We start from the raw sequence: 16938 nt of genomic DNA, 5'->3' as shown, positions 1-16938 counted from the left end.
GATACCGCCAGAAAAATCAGCCCTTGAGAACCTCGAGCAGGGTCTCGCCGAGCTTGGCCGGGGACGGGGAGACGCGAATGCCGGCCTCTTCCATCGCCGCGATCTTGTCCTCTGCGCCGCCCTTGCCGCCGGAAATGACGGCACCGGCATGGCCCATGGTGCGGCCCGGAGGCGCCGTGCGGCCCGCGATGAAGCCGGCCATCGGCTTGCTGCGGCCCTTCTTGGCCTCGTCCTTGAGGAACTGCGCGGCCTCTTCCTCGGCCGAGCCGCCGATCTCGCCGATCATGATGATCGACTTGGTCTCGTCGTCGGCGAGGAACATCTCCAGCACGTCGATGAACTCGGTGCCCTTGACCGGATCGCCGCCGATGCCGACGGCCGTGGTCTGGCCGAGGCCGGCGTTGGAGGTCTGGAACACGGCCTCATAGGTGAGCGTGCCAGAGCGCGAGACGACGCCGACCGAGCCCTTCTTGAAGATGGAGCCCGGCATAATGCCGATCTTGCACTCTTCCGGCGTCAGGACGCCCGGGCAGTTGGGGCCGAGCAGGCGCGACTTCGACTTCTCGAGCTTCGCCTTGACCTTCACCATGTCGGCGACCGGAATGCCTTCCGTGATGCAGACGATGAAGGGGACCTCGGCGTCGATGGCCTCGATGATGGCGGCCGCGGCGCCTGCCGGCGGCACGTAGATCACCGAAGCGTCGGCACCGGTCGCCTCCTTGGCCTCGCCAACCGTGGCGAAGATGGGAAGGGAAGCCGCCGAATCGAGACCCGAGGTCCAGCTTTCGCCGCCCTTCTTCGGGTGCACGCCGGCAACCATCTTGGTCCCGTAGTAGTTAAGCGCCTGCTCCGTGTGGAACGTACCGGTCTTGCCGGTCAGGCCCTGAACGATGACCTTGGTGTCCTTGTTGACCAGAATGGACATTAAGCAGCCTCCTTCACAGCCTTGACGATCTTCTGGGCAGCGTCGTCGAGATCATCGGCGGCGATCACGTTGAGACCGCTCTCGTTGATGATCTTCTTGCCGAGCTCGACGTTGGTGCCCTCGAGGCGCACCACCAGCGGCACCTGCAGGCCGACTTCCTGCACCGCAGCGATCACGCCTTCCGCGATCACGTCGCAGCGCATGATGCCGCCGAAGATGTTGACCAGGATGCCCTTCACGTTCGGATCGGACGTGATGATCTTGAACGCCGCCGTCACCTTCTCCTTGGAGGCGCCGCCGCCCACGTCGAGGAAGTTGGCCGGCTCCGCGCCGTAGAGCTTGATGATGTCCATGGTCGCCATGGCCAGGCCGGCGCCATTGACCATGCAGCCGATGTCGCCATCGAGCGCCACATAGGCGAGGTCGTATTTGGACGCCTCGATCTCCTTGGCGTCCTCCTCGGTGATGTCGCGCAGCTCCACCATGTCGGGATGGCGGAACAGGGCGTTGCCGTCGAAGGACACCTTGGCGTCGAGAACGCGCAGGCGGCCGTCCTTCATGACGATCAGCGGGTTGACCTCGAGAAGGCTCATGTCCTTCTCGACGAAGGCCGTGTAGAGGATCGGGAACAGCTTCTCGCCGTCGGCACGGGCCTCGCCGGACAGCTCCAGCGCGTCGCAGAGCTTGGCCGCATCGGCCGCCGTGACGCCCGTGGCCGGGTCGATCGGCACCGTGTGGATCTTCTCCGGCGTCTCCTCGGCGACGGCCTCGATGTCCATGCCGCCCTCGGTCGAGACGACGAAGGCCACGCGGCCGACGGTGCGGTCGACGAGGATGGAGAGGTAGAGCTCACGCTCGATGTCGGCGCCGTCCTCGATGTAGAGGCGGTTCACCTGCTTGCCGGCCGGGCCGGTCTGCTTGGTGACGAGCGTGTTGCCGAGCATCTCGGCGGCATGCGCCTTCACCTCGTCGAGCGAAAAGGCGAGGCGGACGCCGCCCTTCGCGTCGGGGCCCAGTTCCTTGAACTTGCCCTTGCCGCGACCACCGGCGTGGATCTGCGACTTCACGACCCAGAGCGGGCCGGGAAGCGACTTGGCGGCGGCCTCGGCCTCGGCCGCCGTAAAGATGGCGACACCCTCGGCCACCGGCGCGCCATAGGCCTTGAGGACCTGCTTGGCCTGGTATTCGTGGATATTCATGCGTCTATCCCCCGTGTTCGATGGAGACGGCTCGCGTCATGCGAAACGGGAGGCCGCGAGGCCTCCCGATCCGTGTCACGCCAGCGCGGGCTGGATCTTCTTGCAAGCCTCGACGAGGCCATCGACGGCGGCGACAGACTTGTCGAAACTCGCCTTCTCGTCGCCTTCGAGACTGATCTCGATGATGCGCTCGACGCCACCGGCGCCGATCACGGTCGGAACACCGACATAGGTGTCCTTGAGGCCGTACTGGCCATCCAGATGCGCGGCGCAGGGCAGCACGCGCTTCTTGTCCTTGAGGTAGCTCTCGGCCATGGCGATGGCGGAGGCGGCCGGGGCGTAGAAGGCCGAACCGGTCTTCAGCAGGCCGACGATCTCGGCGCCGCCGTCGCGGGTGCGCTGGATGATCTCTTCCAGACGCTCGGCCGTGCACCAGCCCATCTTGACCAGGTCGGTCAGCGGAATGCCGGCGACGGTGGAGTAGCGCGCGAGCGGAACCATCGTGTCGCCATGGCCGCCGAGCACAAACGCGGTGACGTCTTCCACCGACACGCCGAACTCCTCGGCGAGGAAGTAACGGAAGCGCGAGGAATCGAGCACGCCGGCCATGCCGACGACCTTGTTCGCCGGCAGGCCGGAGAACTTCTGCAGCGCCCAGACCATGGCGTCGAGCGGATTGGTGATGCAGATGACAAAGGCATTGGGCGCATGCGCCTTGATGCCCGCGCCCACCTGCTCCATCACCTTGAGGTTGATCTCGAGCAGGTCGTCGCGGCTCATGCCGGGCTTGCGCGGCACGCCGGCGGTGACAATCACCACGTCGGCGCCAGCGATCGCCTCGTAGGAGTTCGCGCCCGACAGCTTCGCATCGAAGCCGTCGACAGGGGAGGATTCGGCAAGGTCGAGCGCCTTGCCCTGCGGCGTGCCTTCAGAGATGTCGAAGAGCACGATGTCGCCGAGTTCCTTCAGGCCGGCGAGGTGGGCGAGCGTGCCGCCGATCTGTCCAGCGCCGATCAGAGCGATCTTGTTCCGAGCCATATCCTATTGCTTCCCTTTACGTAAAATGGAGCATCGACCGTTCCGAACGGTCGCGCATGGCACTAAACCCTTTGTGCCTTGCGTGCAAGTTAATCGAAGGGCGGAACGCCTAGCCGGCGGCCTCGTCCGGATCGCTCAACCAGGCTTCGGAACGCATCTCCACGAGCCGCGAGACGGTGCGGGCGAACTCGAAGGATTCCGTACCTGTGGTGGCGACATAGAGCCCGTCCGGCTCGGCCGCGGCGGAGACAACCAGCTTGTTGCGGGTGTTGTAGAGCGTATCCACCAGGTTGATGAAGCGCTTGGCGGCATTGCGCTGAGCCAGGTCCATCACCGGCACGTTCTCGACGATGAACGTGTGATAGGAATGCGCGAGGCGCTGGTAGTCCGCAGCGCCCAACGGCCGCTCGCACAATTCGGCGAAGGAAAAGCGTGCAACGCCGGCGGCCGTGCGCTCGACCGGAATGATCCGCCCCTTGGCCTCCAGCTCCTCCTTGTGGACGGGCAGCCCATGGGTGAGCTTGCGCCACAGTGCATCGACGGCCGCGTCGGCCTGCGGCCCGAGCGGCGTCAGGTAGAGCGGCGCCCCGGCCAGTTTCTCCATCCGGTAGTCGGTGCGCGCATCCAGGCAGACCACGTCGACCCGCGTCTTCAGAAGCTCGACAAACCCGAGGAAATGCCCCCGGTTGAGGCCGTCGCGGTAGAGGTCGTCCGGATCGACGTTGGAGGTCGCGACGACCACCACGCCGAGCTCGAACAGCCGGGTGAACAGCCGGCCGAGGATCATCGCGTCGGCAATGTCCGTCACCGCGAACTCGTCGAAGCACAGCAGCCGGACTTCGTCTGCGAGAGCGGCGGCGACCGGCGGAATCGGATCGTCGCCGGAGATCTTGCCGTCGCGAATGGCGTTGCGCACCGCATAGACGCGCTCATGCACGTCGGCCATGAACTCGTGGAAGTGTACCCGCCGCTTCTTCTTCGTCACCGCGACGTTGAAGAACAGGTCCATCAGCATGGTCTTGCCGCGGCCCACCTTTCCCCAAACGTAAAGCCCGCGCACCGGCTCGCCGGAGCCCTTGCGCTTGCCGAAAAGCCAGCCGAGCGCGCTCTTCTTCGACACCGGTCCGGTCTCCGCCAGGCGAATGTTGAGCCTGTCGAGCGCCGCCACGACCTCGGTCTGCGCCGGGTCCCGCTCGATCTCGCCGGCCGCGATCAGCGCCTCGTAGCGCCCCGCAACGGTGTGGGCGATGGGCAGCGTGCCGCCGGGCATCCCGCCGGCGCTCATCGTGCCCTCCCCGCAAGGGCGTGGGCGCACGGGAAAGCGGCACGGCGCGAGGCCTGCCGGCAACGGTCATCGGATCGAACGGTCACGGAACCCTCGGGGATTGCTGGAACTTGTGGCTGGATAGCGCGCATGCGGGAGGGCACGCAAGCGCAAGGACGGCATGGCCGCCTCCCGCGCTCCGGCGCTTAGCCGGCGTCCGGCTCGCGGGCACCGGCGAAGGGCACGCCGAACGCGGCGTCGACGGGCACCTGAAGGCCGATCGCCAGCCGGTTGGTCTCGCTTGCCATGCCGACGATCGCCATGAGTTCGCCGAGCTCGGCCTCGCTCATGCCTTTGGCGCGGGCTGCCGCCGTGTGGGAGCGGATGCAATACTCGCAGGAATTGGCGATGGAGACGGCCACATAAAGCATCTCCTTCACCTTGGGATCGAGCACGCCCGGCCCCATCACGTCCTTCAGGCTGGCCCAGGTGCGCTCCAGAAGCGCCGGATCATTGGCCAGAACCCGCCAGAAATTGTTGATGAAGTCGGTCTTGCGGGTGGCACGGATGTCATCGATGACGGCGGCGGAGCGCGCCGGCATCTCGTCATCCTCAAGAAGCGGCCAGACGGACATGTTCTCTCCCCTCCCCACAGAAGCACCAGCTGATCAGCGGAAGACGCGGATCGGCTGGCCCGTCGTGGTGCGGCCCGAGAAGCTCTCGGCTCCGGTCGCATAGAGCTCGGCCACCGTCGTGCCGCCGGCGTCCTTGAGGATCACCTGCTTGCCCTGAAGGTCCCAGGCCGAGATCGTCTGCATCTGCGGGGTGGCGCAGCCGCGCGAGTTGGCGCGGTAGCCGCCGCTCCAGGTGGTCAGCGTCATGAACAGCTTGCAACTGTCGGAGCCCGAGGTGACGGACCAGCCGCCAAGCATGTCGGAGCGGCCGATCTCGCGCGCCGAGGCCGGCGCGGCGCCGCCGAGCGGGTCGACGGAGGCGACATCGGTTCCCGCCGCACCGTCGAGCGGAGCACCGTCGACGCCGAGCTGCCCCTGCTGGCCCTGCGCGCCATAGGTCGGATCGAGCGGTTCGAGAGACTGGCTGGAGACGGGGGCCGTCGGCGTCGCGGGCAGCGGCGCCGGACGGCTGCTGCCGTAGCCGAGACGCTGGCAGCCGGCCAGCGCGACGGTCAGGCACAGCGCTGTCGCCAGAGGCGCGGAGGCGCGGACGGAACGGATCATGATGGACTATCCTTGCTCGGTCTGGTCTTGCCCGGCGTGCGCGCGAGGAGACCGATCGGGCCCCTCCAACCGCTTCGCCGCCATTAACGATCATCTCAAGTGTTGTTCTTTTTTGGTAACCAAATCGTTGACGGCCCGCATGAGGGGCAGCAGATTGGGACCAAATGATGGCCCTGACGTTTTCGTAAGGAGGAGGAGAGCGGGGTACGGCCACGAATCCGCCGCAGTGATCGGCGATACATGAGCAAAGGTCTGGGGAGACCCGAGGAGCGGTGCCTGTAAACGCCAGGAGCACCGCATGACGCAAGTGCATGACCCCGTAACAGCCGGATACTTCCGCAAACTCTCCTACGCCGACCAACCACAATTTCGCGATCACCTGCTGCGCCTCGATCCGGACGCGCGCCGGGCCCGCTTTGCCATGATCGCCAGCGATCCGTTCCTGCGCTGCTATGCCGAGACCAGCTTCACGCTCGGAACGGTGATCCATGGCTACTTCCTGCAGGGCACGCTGCGCGCGGTTGCCGAATTGCGCTCCATCGGCGAGGGAGAAGCCGCAGAGGCTGCCTTCTCGGTCGAGCGCGGCTTCCAGCAATCGGGTGTCGGCACGCGGCTGATGGAGCTGACGCTGATCGCGGCGCGCAATCGCGGGTGCAGCCACATCCTGATGAACTGCCTCGCCACGAACCGGGCGATGCAGCAGCTCGCGCGCAAGTTCTCCAACGATCTGACCTTCGAGATGGGAGATGTGGTCTGCCACATCGCCCAGCATTCGGCCTCGCCGTTCAGCCTGCTGCGCGAGCAGATCGCGGATCTCTTCGGCGCGGTCTCGGAGATGATCGACGGCGTGCGGCCGCAGCCGCGCGGATGAGAGGCGGCCGGGCGAAAGGATCCCGCCCGGCATGCGTCGTATCGCCGGCTCAGGCAGCCGGCATGGCGAGGCCGGCTGGCCCGAAGAGATCGCCGGCAAGGCCCGTGTCGATGGCGCCGCGCAGGCGGCGGAAGGCGGCGCGCAGGGCTTCCTTGCCAACCAGCCTGCCGGTCGCCTCGGCGCCCAGGCGCCAGTCAAGCAGCCTGGTCGCGACCGGCCAGGCCTTGCGTGTCGAATAGAGGGCCGCCGGCGTCAACCCGACGACGACATCCGGCACCGGCGCATGCGGCAGGCAAAAGAGCTCCCAGCTCTTGGGCTCCAGCTCGGCATCCTCGATGCCGCTTTCGCCAAGAACATGCACCACGCCGTACGCAAGCGCCGGAGCCGGCGCGATTCCGGCGGAAAAGGCACGGATACGCCCTTCCCCGACGGTGTTCAGATAGGCCTCCGCCATGGGACTGAGCCTGGCGTTGTCATCGCACAGGAACAAGACCGTCATCGGCATCGTCACTCCTTGCCGCTTGGCTCCCGAATCGCCCCCGCCTCGCGAGGCAGGTTCTAGGCGTCGTCGGAGACGGGATTGTGACGAGATCCGAAAGGCTTGATGGCAATCCCGGGGCATTCAAATCAGCCTCCGCAGGATTGCCAAGGGTGAGAAGCTCGCTCCCCGCCCCGGCAGTCCGGCGTCAAGGCGCGGCCGCAAAGCCGCGCCTCTCACTCCTCGCAGAAGGCGTCATAGGCGGCGAGCGCCTCCGCGCCATAGATCATCGACGGTCCGCCGCCCATGTAGACGGCGACGCCGATCGTCTCCATGATCTCCTCACGGGTGGCGCCGTATTTGGCCGAGGCCTTGGCGTGATAGGCCAGGCACCCGTCACAGCGCGCGGCGATGCCGATCGCCAGCGCCATCAGTTCCTTGGTCTTGGAATCAAGCGCGCCGCCGGCGATCGCCGCCCGCGCGATCTCGTGAAACCCCTTGGCGACGCCGGGAATGCCGCCGCGCAGCTCGCCCATGCGCTTGTCGGTCTGGGTGATGAAGGATTGCCAGTCGCTGACTGCCATGGCCTGAAACTCCGAATTCTGGTTGCACGTCGCCCCATGGCGGGGACTATGACCGCACGACCCGCCGGGACGCCTTGCGCTGGATCAATCGGATGCACCGCGCGGGCGCCCCCCTCACAGCAGGAAAGGTACACCCTATGCCCTTCGCCCTCTGGTGCGTTCTCGTTGCCGCGGTACTGCCGCTGCTCTCGGTCTTTCCGGCGAAGCTCTCGAAGGACTACGACAACAACCGTCCGCGCGATCCGGCCTACTGGAAGGACGGTTTCCGCGCGCGCGCCGCCGGCGCCCAGGCCAACGGCTTCGAAGCGTTTCCCATGTTTGCCGTGGCGGTGATCGTCGGTCTCGGCCAGGGCGGCGACGCGGAGTGGATCGACAGCCTCGCCGCGCTCTTCATCGCCATGCGCCTGGTCTATGTCTTCTGCTACTGGAGCGACCGGGCAACGCCGCGCTCGCTCGCTTGGGCGGTCGGCTTCGCCTCGACGCTGGCGATCTTCACAAGCCCCGTGTGGAGCTGACGCCAGACCGGCAACCCGCTGCGGACCCGCCCGCCGGAAAGGGATCTCCTTCCGGCGGGCGGGTCCGTGCGCAAGGCTTGCCCGCGCCCTATTCCTTCACCGCGCCGGTCATCGACGAGACGTAGTAGTCGACGAAGAACGAATAGAGGATCACCACCGGCAGCGAGCCCAGCAACGCGCCGGACATCAGCGCTCCCCATTCGTAGATGTCGCCGCGCACCAGCTCGGTCAGCACGCCGACCGGCACCGTCTTGTTCTCCGAGGAGGAGATGAAGGTGAGCGCGTAGATGAACTCGTTCCACGACAGGGTGAAGGCGAAGATGCCGGCCGAGATCAGCCCCGGCACCGCCAGCGGCAGGATCACCTTGGTCAGGATCTGCCAGCGGCTCGCCCCGTCGACCAGCGCGCTCTCCTCCAGCTCGAAGGGGATAGTGCGGAAGTAGCCCATCAGCAGCCAGGTGCAGAACGGGATCAGGAACGTCGGGTAGGTCAGGATCAGCGCCAGCTTGCTGTCGAAGATGCCGACCTGGAAGACGATGAAGGCAAGCGGGATGAACAGGATCGACGGAGGCACCAGATAGGCCAGGAAGATCAGCAGCCCCGTCACCCGCGCCCCGGTGAAACGCACCCTCTCGATGGCGTAGGCGGCAAACACCGACGCAAACAGCGAGATCACGGTGGAGGCGACCGACACCAGCATCGTGTTCCACAGCCAGCCGGGGTAGGACGTTTCGAACAGCAGGAACTTGATGTGCTCCAGGGTCGGCTTGACCACCCAGAACGGGCTGTAGTTCGTGTAGTCGGTGAGCTGGTGGTTCGGCTTCACCGCCGTGATCGCCATCCAGTAGAAGGGGAACAGCATCACGAAGACGAAGCAGCCCAGCGGCAGATAGATCGTCAGGATGCGCCGTGGCAGCGTGTTGAACTGCGCCAGGCCCTCGACATTGTCGGCATGCACGGTGGCGGAGCTCTCGGGGGTCGTGTGATCGGACATCGTGTCGCCTCTCCTCAATCGCCGCCGCCCTGCTGCCACTTGCGCCGCTGCAGCCCGAGATAGCTGAACAGGATGGCGCCGAGCAGGAAGGGAATCATGGCGACCGCGATGGCCGCGCCCTCGCCCAGCTGGCCGCCGGGAATGGCGCGCTGGAAAGACAGGGTCGCCATCAGGTGGGTCGCGTTGACCGGACCGCCGCGGGTGAGCACGTAGATGAGCTGGAAATCGGTGAAGGTGAACAGCACCGAGAAGGTCATCACCACCGCGATGATCGGTGAAAGCAGCGGCAGCGTGATCTTGGTGAAGCGCTGCCAGGAGGTGGCCCCGTCAAGGGCGGCCGCCTCGTTCAGCGACTGCGGGATGGTCTGCAGCCCGGCCAGCAGCGAGATCGCCACGAAGGGAATGCCCCGCCAGACGTTGGCGGCAATCACCGAGGCGCGCGCGTTGTTGGGATCGCCGAGGAAGTTGATCGGCTGGTCGATCCAGCCAAGCTCCAGCAGCACATAGGAAATGATCGAGAACTGGCTGTCGTAGATCCACCAGAAAGCCATCGCCGAGAGCACCGTCGGCACCACCCAGGGCAGCAGCAGAACGGCGCGGAAGAAGGTCTTGAACGGCAGGTGGTTGTTGAGGATCAGCGCCAGCCAGAGGCCGAGCGCGAATTTCAGCACCGAGGCGACGACCGTGTAGAGCAGCGTGTTGTACACCGCCAGCCAGAAGATCGGGTCGCCCGACAGCCACTGGTAGTTTTCCAGCCCGATGAAGACGCCGGCGCGGCCGATGCGTGTGTCCGTGAACCCGAGCCAGACGCCCAGGCCCAGCGGATAGGTCAGGAAGCACAGCAGGAAGATCACCGCCGGCAGCATGAACAGGAGGCCGAGCCCGTTGCGGCTTTCGAAGAGCCACCGGAAGATCGAGGCCGAGCGCTCAGGCCGAATGTCGGACATTGGCAGGACGCCTTTCGTTACGCGTTGTCGGTCAGGTCGCGATGTCGGTCAGCCGAGGGAACCGGTCCGGCTGACGACGCCGGCCCCCTCGGAAGGCCCCGGCGCCCGGGCGGGCGAACGGCCCGCCCGGGCGTCCCGCATCAGCGGTAGTAGCGGGCGATGCGGCGCGCGGCGTTGGCAATCGCCTCGTCCGTCGAGCGCTGGCCGGTGACGGCCTCGGCGAACATGTCGACGACCACATAGTCGGCCATGACGCCCGCCGATGCCGGGCCGAGCGGGCCGGCATAGCCGTTCGGACGCAGCGATTCCGACGCCTTCGCGTAGGGCGCGTGGATCGGGTTCGAGGTCCACACCGGATTGGCCGCGAAGGCCTTGAGCGGCTGGCAGCAATAGGCGCTGGCGCCCTCGAGCCAGGCGTTCATCTGGTCCGCCTGATACATGAAGTTCAGGTAGGCCTTGGCCGCGTTCGGGAACTTGCAGTGCTTGAAGATCGACAGCGTCGAGGTCTGGTGCAGCTCCACCGACTTGCCCACCGGGCCGACCGGCAGGTTGGTCGTGCGGATGTCGTCGGCGATCTCCTTCAGCGCCGGGTCCTTGGTCGCGGCGTAGTAGAGCGACACGCCGTTCGCCGTCAGCGACACCTGGCCGGCGAGGAACGCGCGGTTGTTGTTGATGTCGAGCCAGCTTTCGGTGCCCGGAATGAAGGTCGCGTAGAGCGCCTTGGCGTATTCGATCGCCGCCCGCGTCTCCGGGCTGTCGATCGCCACCTTGCCGTTCTCGTCGACGGTCATGCCGCCGTGGCTCCACAGCAGCCAGTGGGCATAGTTGTTGCCGTCGCCGACGGCCTTGCCATGCGGGAAGCCGGCCGGGGTGCCCTTCTCGTTGAGCGCCTTGCAGAGCGCCAGGAAGCCGTCGGTGTCGGTCGGGAACTCGTCGAAGCCGGCCGCCTTCATGTGGCTGTCGCGGTAGCAGATGGCGTTGCCGATGGCGCAAAGCGGCACCGCGATGAAGCGATCGCCCTGCTTGGCATAGCCGGCAAGGCCGTCATACCAGCCGCCATACTGCTCGCCGAGCGCGGTCGCCAGATCCGTCACGTCGACCAGCTTGTCGGGATACTGGAACGGATCATCGAACCACGTCATCACCATGTCCGGGCCCGAGCCGACGTTGGCGGCGACGGCGGCCTTCGGACGCACGTCCTCCCAGCTTTCCTGGTCGATGCGCACCTCGACGCCCGTCGCCTCGGTGAAGGCCTTGGTGTTGTTGTTCCACGCCTCTTCCTCGCCCTTGACGAAGGGGACCCAGCGCAGCAGGCGAAGGGATGCTCCCTCCTCCGGCTTGAAGGCCGCGGCGGCGGCCTGCGCGAGCGCGTGGCGCGAACCGAGCGAGCCGGCCAGGGCGCCTCCAAGGGCAAGGGTGGCTGTTCCGGAAAGAAATGTCCTGCGATCAATCGTCATTGCAACGTCTCCTCCTGACTTTGGCGCCGTCCGGATGGACGCGCCGGCGGTCTGCCGCCGCCTGGGTGGCGGGCGCAATCGTGCCCGCCTCTTGCCGCGCGTCCTCCCAAACGCGCGGAATCCATCACGCCGAAAGCCGCTTGCCCCCTTCCGCGTCGAAGAGATGCACGGCTTGCGGATCGATGGAGATCTTCAGCGTCTCGCCGGGCCGCGCGGTAATGCGCTCCCTGAAGACGCAGGTGACCTCGACGTCATCCATCTTGGCGACCACATGGGTTTCCGATCCCGTCGGCTCCACCACCTCCACGGTGAGCGCGACGTCGCCGCCCAGATGGATCGCCTCGGGCCGGATCCCGCAAACGAGATCGCGGCCAGGCTCCGCCGCCCCCGGCGCGGCAACGGCGATGCGCTGCCCTCCGCGGGTGACAAACACGCCCCGGTCGGCGTCATCGAGACGGCCCGGCGCCATGTTCATGGCCGGCGATCCGATGAAGCCGGCGACAAACAGGTTCGCCGGCCGGTCGTAAAGCTCCAGCGGCTCGCCCACCTGCTCGACGATGCCGTCGTGCATGACGACGATCTTGTCGGCCATGGTCATGGCCTCGATCTGGTCGTGGGTGACATAGACGGTGGTCGTCTTCAGCCGCTGGTGCAGGTTCTTGATCTCGGTGCGCATGGAAACGCGCAGCTTGGCGTCGAGATTGGACAACGGCTCGTCGAACAGGAACACCTGCGGATCGCGCACGATGGCGCGACCCATGGCGACGCGCTGGCGCTGGCCGCCGGACAATTGCCGCGGATAGCGTTCGAGCAGATGGGTGAGGCCGAGGATTTCCGCCGCCGGCGCAACCTTGGCGGCGATCTCGCTCTTCGACGCACCCTTGAGCATGAGCGAGAAGCCCATGTTCTCCGCCACGGTGATGTGAGGGTAGAGTGCGTAGTTCTGGAACACCATGGCGATGTCCCGGTCCTTCGGCGGCAGGTCATTGACCACCCGGTCGCCGATCAGGATTTCGCCGGAGCTGATATGCTCAAGGCCTGCCAACATCCGCAGAAGTGTCGATTTCCCGCATCCCGAAGGGCCAACGAGAACGACGAACTGCCCCTCCTCGATGTCCACCGAGACGCCGTGCAGCACCTCCACTTGCCCAAACGCCTTGCGCACATCTCGAAATGTCACTGGGGCCATTAAGGTCCTCCCTCCTTAATGTATTCATTAAGTCATAGTGTCCGCATTCCTTCCCCAGCGCAACAGCGGATTTTTCTTTTTGTTTCACGCCCTAATGCGCGGCAATACGACATGAATCAACGTATGCAGAGATTGATTTCAATGTCTCGCAAACAGCATTCGGCGGCGATCAGGGAGGCGGATCGCCTGCGTTCTCCCCCCGTAAAACCGTGTTGGCCGGACGCGAAAACGCGCCGGCAGGAGTCGCCGGCGCGGCGTGTAGAAACGCGAAAGACGCCGGACCACGCGGCCCCGGCGTCTTTCGTTTCCTGCAGGAAGTAGGGAGAGAGGGAGACGGGTGGCGCTCAGCCGAAATAGCGCACGCGCAGCGCGTCGATGGCCACGGCGATGAAGATCATCAGGCCGCCGATCATGCCGACGTAGAAGGAGGGCACGGAGACGATCGCCAGCCCCACCTGGATCACCGTCAGGAGCAGCACGCCACCGAGCACGCCGAGCACGTTGCCGCGCCCGCCGAAGACGCTGACGCCGCCAATGATCGGCGCGGCGATGGCATAGAGCAGGTAGCTCGAGCCCTGGTTCGAGGTGATCGCCATCTGCCAGGAGGCAAGCAGGAAGCCGCCGACGCCGGCCAGAAACCCGGAGAGCGTGTAGGCGATGATCTTGGTGCGGGCGACGCGGATGCCGGCGGAGTTGGAGGCGACCGGATTGCCGCCGACGGCATAGATGGAGCGGCCGAGCACCGTGTAGCGCAGCATGACGCCGACGCCGAGGAGGGCGGCAACGAAGATCAGCGGCATGACCGGCCAGCGGTCGATCGCCGCCTGGCCGATCCAGACGTAACCGTCGGCCATGTTGGTCAGCGTCCGGCCCTGCGTGAGCGCCAGCAGCGCGCCTTGCAGGATGATCATCATCGACAGGGTCTGGATCAGCGAAACCATGCGCAGGCGGGTGATGCACAGGCCGTTGAAGAAGCCGACGAAGGTCGCCGCCGCAACGCCGAGCAGCATGGCGGGAAACCATGGCAGGCCGAGATCGGAATAGGCCAGCACCCCGAGCGCGGAGGAGAAACCGAGGTTGGCCGGGATCGAAAGGTCGATCTCGGCGACCATCAGCGGCAGCGCCACGGCGAGGCCGAGCATGCCGAGAACCGTGGCCTGGACCATGATGTTCTGGAGGTTCAGCACGCTCAGGAAGAACTCGTTGAACAGGCCGAAACCGAGCACGAGGGCGACGAGCCAGATCCAGACCACATTGTGCAGGACCCAGCCGACATTGCGGCGCATCCGGTCCCGGCCGGCCTGCGCGGGCGCGCTCGGGAGCGCTGTATCAGCGTTCGTCATGACGTTTCCTCGTTCCATCGCCTCAGGCCTGGGCCACGGCGCGCAGTTCTTCGTTGGAGATCCGGTCGCCGGTCAGCGTCTCGTGGACCCGCCCGTCGCGGAAGACACACACCCGGTCGACGGCGCGGACAAGTTCGTCCGTGTCTGTCGACACGATGATGACGCAAAGCCCCTCGCGGCTCAGTTCGTCGATGATGCGCAGCACATCCTGCTTGACGCCGACGTCGATGCCGCGCGTCGGCTCGTCGAGAATGAGCAGCCGCGGCTGCGTCGCAAGCACCCGCCCCAGGCAGACCTTCTGCTGGTTGCCGCCGCTCAGTGTGTCGACGGGAGCCGCGGGGGTCGCCGCCTTGATGCCCATGCGTCGGAAATAGTCGAGACTGACGCGCTCCTCCGCCGCCTGGTCGATGAAGCCGAACCGGGCGCGGGCGCCAAGCGAGGACAGGGCGATATTCGCGGCGATCGACATGCCGCCGACAGCGCCATCGCGGCGCCTGTCGTCGGAGAGATAGGCAATCCGCCGGTCGAAGGCCTCACGCGGATCGCGCGGCATCGGCTCGCGGGCGCCGCCGTCGAAGGCGATGCTCCCGCCCCCGACCGCGTGCAGGCCGAAAAGCACACGGGCAAGCTCCTTGGCGCCGGCACCGGGCAGGCCGGTGAAACCGACGATCTCGCCCGGCCACAGATCGAGCGCCGCGACGTCGACGTCGGCGGCGCGAATGTCGCGCAGGGCCACGGCGGGGCGCGTGCGCGGGAAACTTCTCCGCTCGCGCTGGAAGAGATCGAGACCGCGTCCCAGAACCAGCTCGGACAACTGCGAGGATGTCATGTCCGCCACGCTCTGCGACCCGCCCGCCAGGCGGCCGTCGCGCAGCACCGAGACCGCATCGCAGATCTCGAGGATCTCGTCGTTGTAATGCGAGATGAAGATGAAGGTGACGCCCTCATTCTTTAGCCGGCGCATGAAATCGAAAAGCTGCCGCCGGTCGGGCACCGTGAGCGCCGCCGTCGGCTCGTCGAGGATGATCACCCGGCCGCCGGAAAACATGGCGCGCAGGATGTTGAGCTTGCGCCGCGCCACGGCGTTCAGCCGCCCGGCGAGCGCACCCGGATCGATGCCCGACCCCTCGAGCATGCGCGCTGCCTCGCCCTTCAGCCGCCGCCAGTTGACGAGGCCGCCGCGCGACGGCCAGATGCCGAGGAAGAGGTTCTCCGCCGCAGTCATGTGGTCGATGATCATCGGCTCCTGGGTGACGAGAAAGACGCCCGCCTCTTCCATGTCGCCGACGCTTGAGCCGACGATCTCGCGCCCGTTCAGAAAGATCCGGCCCGAGGTCGGGGTGCGCTGGCCGGAGACGATGCCGACGAGCGTACTCTTGCCCGCGCCGTTTTCTCCCAGAAGCCCGTGGATCGTTCCACGCCGGATCTCGAGGCTGACGCCCTGCAGCGCCGCCTGATGGCCGTAGGTCTTGCCGAGGTTCTCGACACGCAGCACCGCATCGCCTTCCGAAGCGGAATTCGCGCCTGGTGTCGTCATGGGGATTGCCTTCTTCACGAGACGGTGCGGAGCGGGACGCCCCGCCGCGGCCGGGCCGCGACGGGACAAGGGGAACACGTGCACGGCCGATCAGGTGTAGGGAATGCCCCATTCCTTTTCCGCCACCGCGCCCCAGTGACGCGGATCGGAGGCGTTGGAGCCGTCGATCACGAAGGGCGGAATGATCAGCGTCGGGCCGGTCTTGCCGTCGACGATCTCACCCTTTTCCCAGAAGTACTTGTCGTTTTCATAGGCGCCGAGCGGCACCGCCTCGCCCTTGAGCGCATGTTTCGCCAGCATCTCCACCGCGATCTCGCCATAGGCAATCGGGTCCTGCGAGACGCAGGCATCCATGTAGCCCTCCTGGATCCATTTCAACGCGATCGGCTCGCCGTCGATGTTGACGAAGATGACGTGGCCGTCCTCGCCGACCTTCTTCCAGCGGTCCTTCTGCTGAAGGGCGGTGACGATGCCGCGCGAGGGCGAGTCGCTCGGCGCGTGCACCGCGTCGAGATCGGGATGCTCGGAGAGCGTCGCCAGCGTCACCGATAGCATCTGCTCGAGCTGTCCCTCGGTCGGGCGCGCGATATAGGTGATGTCGGGATACTTGGCGAACTCCTCGTCCATGCCTTCCTTGCGCTGACGCCAGGCAACGCTGGCCAGGGCGCCGTAGCAGTTCAGCACCTTGCCCTTCGGGCTGCCATGGCGCTCGACGAGACGCTTGATGATCTCCCGCGCCGCCATCACGCCGCCGATGTGATTGTCGAAGCTGACGGTGATCGCGACATCGCCGCCGTCCGCCGGCGTGTCGATGATCGCCACCGGGATGTTCTGGCGGTTGTAGCGACGGATCGAGCTGGCGATCGCCTGGCTGTCGATGGGGTCGGAGACAATGGCCGAGGGCTGGGAGAGCATCAGGCTCTGCCACTGCTCGAGCTGGCGGGTGTTGTCGAAGTTGGCGTTGGTCGCCTGGAATTCCCAGGAACGCCCCTGCACCGCCCGCTTCACCGCCTCCTCCTGGATGACGAAGAAATAATAGTCGAGGCTCTTGTTGCTGTAGGGAATGAAGACGCGGTCCTGGGCACGCAGCGTGCCCCCCGCAAGCGCCGTCATCCCCAACGCGGCACCACCTGCCAGAACGCTCCGGCGCGTCATTTTCCAATCCGTCACCATCATTTCCTCCCTTGGACAATGGCTGATGTAGTTTTGCTATATTTTTTGTTGAGCTGTCAAGAAAAAGCCCTGCGATCCATAGCATTTCTGCCGATGCTCAAAGCTCAACCCCGAGACAAAATCCACCCGCCCCTTCCGAAAACATTCGGAAAGATCAACAAGAAATGGAAATTATCTGCAATTTCG

The 16938-nt window shown here is 65.9% G+C and carries 17 protein-coding genes; 2 read left to right on the top strand and 15 right to left on the bottom strand.

Features of this window, described 5'->3' with window-relative positions; translation table 11 throughout:
- Nucleotides 1–16: 16 nt before the first annotated feature.
- From sucD to ACN0WF_RS05565, 6 genes are all read right to left on the bottom strand, one after another.
- Nucleotides 17–925 (bottom strand): succinate--CoA ligase subunit alpha, encoded by a 909-nt coding sequence (gene sucD / locus ACN0WF_RS05590; protein WP_417771813.1) that lies wholly within the window; start codon nt 923–925, stop codon nt 17–19.
- On the bottom strand, nt 925–2124 hold the full coding sequence (sucC, locus tag ACN0WF_RS05585; RefSeq protein ID WP_417771812.1) for an ADP-forming succinate--CoA ligase subunit beta: 1200 nt from the start codon (nt 2122–2124) through the stop codon (nt 925–927). The genes sucD and sucC overlap by 1 nt, the downstream gene beginning before the upstream one ends.
- Before the next feature lie 75 nt (nt 2125–2199).
- The gene (gene mdh, locus ACN0WF_RS05580) at nt 2200–3162 is read right to left on the bottom strand and encodes a malate dehydrogenase (RefSeq protein WP_417771811.1); all 963 of its coding nucleotides are present in this window, start codon (nt 3160–3162) and stop codon (nt 2200–2202) included.
- 109 nt (nt 3163–3271) lie between these two features.
- Nucleotides 3272–4447, bottom strand: a complete 1176-nt coding sequence (zapE, locus tag ACN0WF_RS05575; RefSeq protein ID WP_417771810.1) for a cell division protein ZapE — start codon at nt 4445–4447, stop codon at nt 3272–3274.
- A gap of 185 nt (nt 4448–4632) precedes the next feature.
- On the bottom strand, nt 4633–5061 hold the full coding sequence (locus ACN0WF_RS05570; protein WP_417771809.1) for a carboxymuconolactone decarboxylase family protein: 429 nt from the start codon (nt 5059–5061) through the stop codon (nt 4633–4635).
- Nucleotides 5062–5094: 33 nt separating this feature from the next.
- The gene (locus ACN0WF_RS05565; protein WP_417771808.1) at nt 5095–5664 is read right to left on the bottom strand and encodes a protease inhibitor Inh/omp19 family protein; all 570 of its coding nucleotides are present in this window, start codon (nt 5662–5664) and stop codon (nt 5095–5097) included.
- Nucleotides 5665–5962: 298 nt separating this feature from the next.
- On the opposite strand from ACN0WF_RS05565, the gene ACN0WF_RS05560 reads away from it, so the two are divergent.
- Nucleotides 5963–6535, top strand: coding sequence for a GNAT family N-acetyltransferase (locus ACN0WF_RS05560; RefSeq protein ID WP_417771807.1), 573 nt, complete (start codon nt 5963–5965; stop codon nt 6533–6535).
- A gap of 49 nt (nt 6536–6584) precedes the next feature.
- Here ACN0WF_RS05560 and ACN0WF_RS05555 read toward each other — a convergent pair whose 3' ends face one another.
- Together ACN0WF_RS05555 and ACN0WF_RS05550 are read right to left on the bottom strand one after the other, a co-directional pair.
- The gene (locus tag ACN0WF_RS05555; RefSeq protein WP_417771806.1) at nt 6585–7034 is read right to left on the bottom strand and encodes a low molecular weight phosphatase family protein; all 450 of its coding nucleotides are present in this window, start codon (nt 7032–7034) and stop codon (nt 6585–6587) included.
- Between the two features lie 215 nt (nt 7035–7249).
- On the bottom strand, nt 7250–7597 hold the full coding sequence (locus ACN0WF_RS05550; RefSeq protein ID WP_417771805.1) for a carboxymuconolactone decarboxylase family protein: 348 nt from the start codon (nt 7595–7597) through the stop codon (nt 7250–7252).
- A gap of 137 nt (nt 7598–7734) precedes the next feature.
- On the opposite strand from ACN0WF_RS05550, the gene ACN0WF_RS05545 reads away from it, so the two are divergent.
- Nucleotides 7735–8112 carry an MAPEG family protein gene (locus tag ACN0WF_RS05545; protein WP_417771804.1) on the top strand — a complete coding sequence of 126 codons (378 nt, stop codon included), beginning with the start codon at nt 7735–7737 and terminating at the stop codon, nt 8110–8112.
- Nucleotides 8113–8200: 88 nt separating this feature from the next.
- Here ACN0WF_RS05545 and ACN0WF_RS05540 read toward each other — a convergent pair whose 3' ends face one another.
- The 7 genes from ACN0WF_RS05540 to ACN0WF_RS05510 all read right to left on the bottom strand — a co-directional run bounded on the left by ACN0WF_RS05540 (nt 8201) and on the right by ACN0WF_RS05510 (nt 16734).
- The gene (locus tag ACN0WF_RS05540) at nt 8201–9106 is read right to left on the bottom strand and encodes a carbohydrate ABC transporter permease (protein ID WP_417771803.1); all 906 of its coding nucleotides are present in this window, start codon (nt 9104–9106) and stop codon (nt 8201–8203) included.
- A 14-nt stretch (nt 9107–9120) separates the two neighbouring features.
- A complete protein-coding gene (locus tag ACN0WF_RS05535) occupies nt 9121–10053 on the bottom strand; it encodes a carbohydrate ABC transporter permease (protein WP_417771802.1) in 933 nt (310 codons plus the stop codon).
- Nucleotides 10054–10193: 140 nt separating this feature from the next.
- Nucleotides 10194–11510, bottom strand: coding sequence for an ABC transporter substrate-binding protein (locus ACN0WF_RS05530; protein ID WP_417771801.1), 1317 nt, complete (start codon nt 11508–11510; stop codon nt 10194–10196).
- 124 nt (nt 11511–11634) lie between these two features.
- Nucleotides 11635–12699, bottom strand: a complete 1065-nt coding sequence (locus tag ACN0WF_RS05525; RefSeq protein ID WP_417771800.1) for an ABC transporter ATP-binding protein — start codon at nt 12697–12699, stop codon at nt 11635–11637.
- Nucleotides 12700–13043: 344 nt separating this feature from the next.
- Nucleotides 13044–14042 (bottom strand): ABC transporter permease, encoded by a 999-nt coding sequence (locus ACN0WF_RS05520; protein WP_417771799.1) that lies wholly within the window; start codon nt 14040–14042, stop codon nt 13044–13046.
- A gap of 22 nt (nt 14043–14064) precedes the next feature.
- A complete protein-coding gene (locus ACN0WF_RS05515) occupies nt 14065–15579 on the bottom strand; it encodes a sugar ABC transporter ATP-binding protein (RefSeq protein ID WP_417771798.1) in 1515 nt (504 codons plus the stop codon).
- A gap of 90 nt (nt 15580–15669) precedes the next feature.
- On the bottom strand, nt 15670–16734 hold the full coding sequence (locus ACN0WF_RS05510) for a sugar ABC transporter substrate-binding protein (protein ID WP_417771797.1): 1065 nt from the start codon (nt 16732–16734) through the stop codon (nt 15670–15672).
- Nucleotides 16735–16938 lie beyond the last annotated feature (204 nt).

It is taken from the genome of Stappia sp. (assembly GCF_048268045.1).
Classification (GTDB): Bacteria; Pseudomonadota; Alphaproteobacteria; order Rhizobiales; family Stappiaceae; genus Stappia.
The sequence above is the reverse complement of the archived record's forward strand: the minus strand, read 5'-3'. Positions and strand labels throughout refer to the sequence as shown.

Bases quoted from the DNA above. Each gene is read 5' to 3' on its own strand.
- mdh (WP_417771811.1), bottom strand. From the start codon at position 3,162: ATGGCTCGGAACAAGATCGCTCTGATCGGCGCTGGACAGATCGGCGGC.
- ACN0WF_RS05540 (WP_417771803.1), bottom strand. From the start codon at position 9,106: ATGTCCGATCACACGACCCCCGAGAGCTCCGCCACCGTGCATGCCGAC.
- ACN0WF_RS05570 (WP_417771809.1), bottom strand. From the start codon at position 5,061: ATGTCCGTCTGGCCGCTTCTTGAGGATGACGAGATGCCGGCGCGCTCC.
- ACN0WF_RS05560 (WP_417771807.1), top strand. From the start codon at position 5,963: ATGACGCAAGTGCATGACCCCGTAACAGCCGGATACTTCCGCAAACTC.
- ACN0WF_RS05550 (WP_417771805.1), bottom strand. From the start codon at position 7,597: ATGGCAGTCAGCGACTGGCAATCCTTCATCACCCAGACCGACAAGCGC.
- ACN0WF_RS05525 (WP_417771800.1), bottom strand. From the start codon at position 12,699: ATGGCCCCAGTGACATTTCGAGATGTGCGCAAGGCGTTTGGGCAAGTG.
- ACN0WF_RS05530 (WP_417771801.1), bottom strand. From the start codon at position 11,510: ATGACGATTGATCGCAGGACATTTCTTTCCGGAACAGCCACCCTTGCC.
- ACN0WF_RS05545 (WP_417771804.1), top strand. From the start codon at position 7,735: ATGCCCTTCGCCCTCTGGTGCGTTCTCGTTGCCGCGGTACTGCCGCTG.
- ACN0WF_RS05535 (WP_417771802.1), bottom strand. From the start codon at position 10,053: ATGTCCGACATTCGGCCTGAGCGCTCGGCCTCGATCTTCCGGTGGCTC.
- ACN0WF_RS05565 (WP_417771808.1), bottom strand. From the start codon at position 5,664: ATGATCCGTTCCGTCCGCGCCTCCGCGCCTCTGGCGACAGCGCTGTGC.
- sucD (WP_417771813.1), bottom strand. From the start codon at position 925: ATGTCCATTCTGGTCAACAAGGACACCAAGGTCATCGTTCAGGGCCTG.
- zapE (WP_417771810.1), bottom strand. From the start codon at position 4,447: ATGAGCGCCGGCGGGATGCCCGGCGGCACGCTGCCCATCGCCCACACC.
- sucC (WP_417771812.1), bottom strand. From the start codon at position 2,124: ATGAATATCCACGAATACCAGGCCAAGCAGGTCCTCAAGGCCTATGGC.
- ACN0WF_RS05515 (WP_417771798.1), bottom strand. From the start codon at position 15,579: ATGACGACACCAGGCGCGAATTCCGCTTCGGAAGGCGATGCGGTGCTG.
- ACN0WF_RS05555 (WP_417771806.1), bottom strand. From the start codon at position 7,034: ATGACGGTCTTGTTCCTGTGCGATGACAACGCCAGGCTCAGTCCCATG.
- ACN0WF_RS05510 (WP_417771797.1), bottom strand. From the start codon at position 16,734: ATGACGCGCCGGAGCGTTCTGGCAGGTGGTGCCGCGTTGGGGATGACG.
- ACN0WF_RS05520 (WP_417771799.1), bottom strand. From the start codon at position 14,042: ATGACGAACGCTGATACAGCGCTCCCGAGCGCGCCCGCGCAGGCCGGC.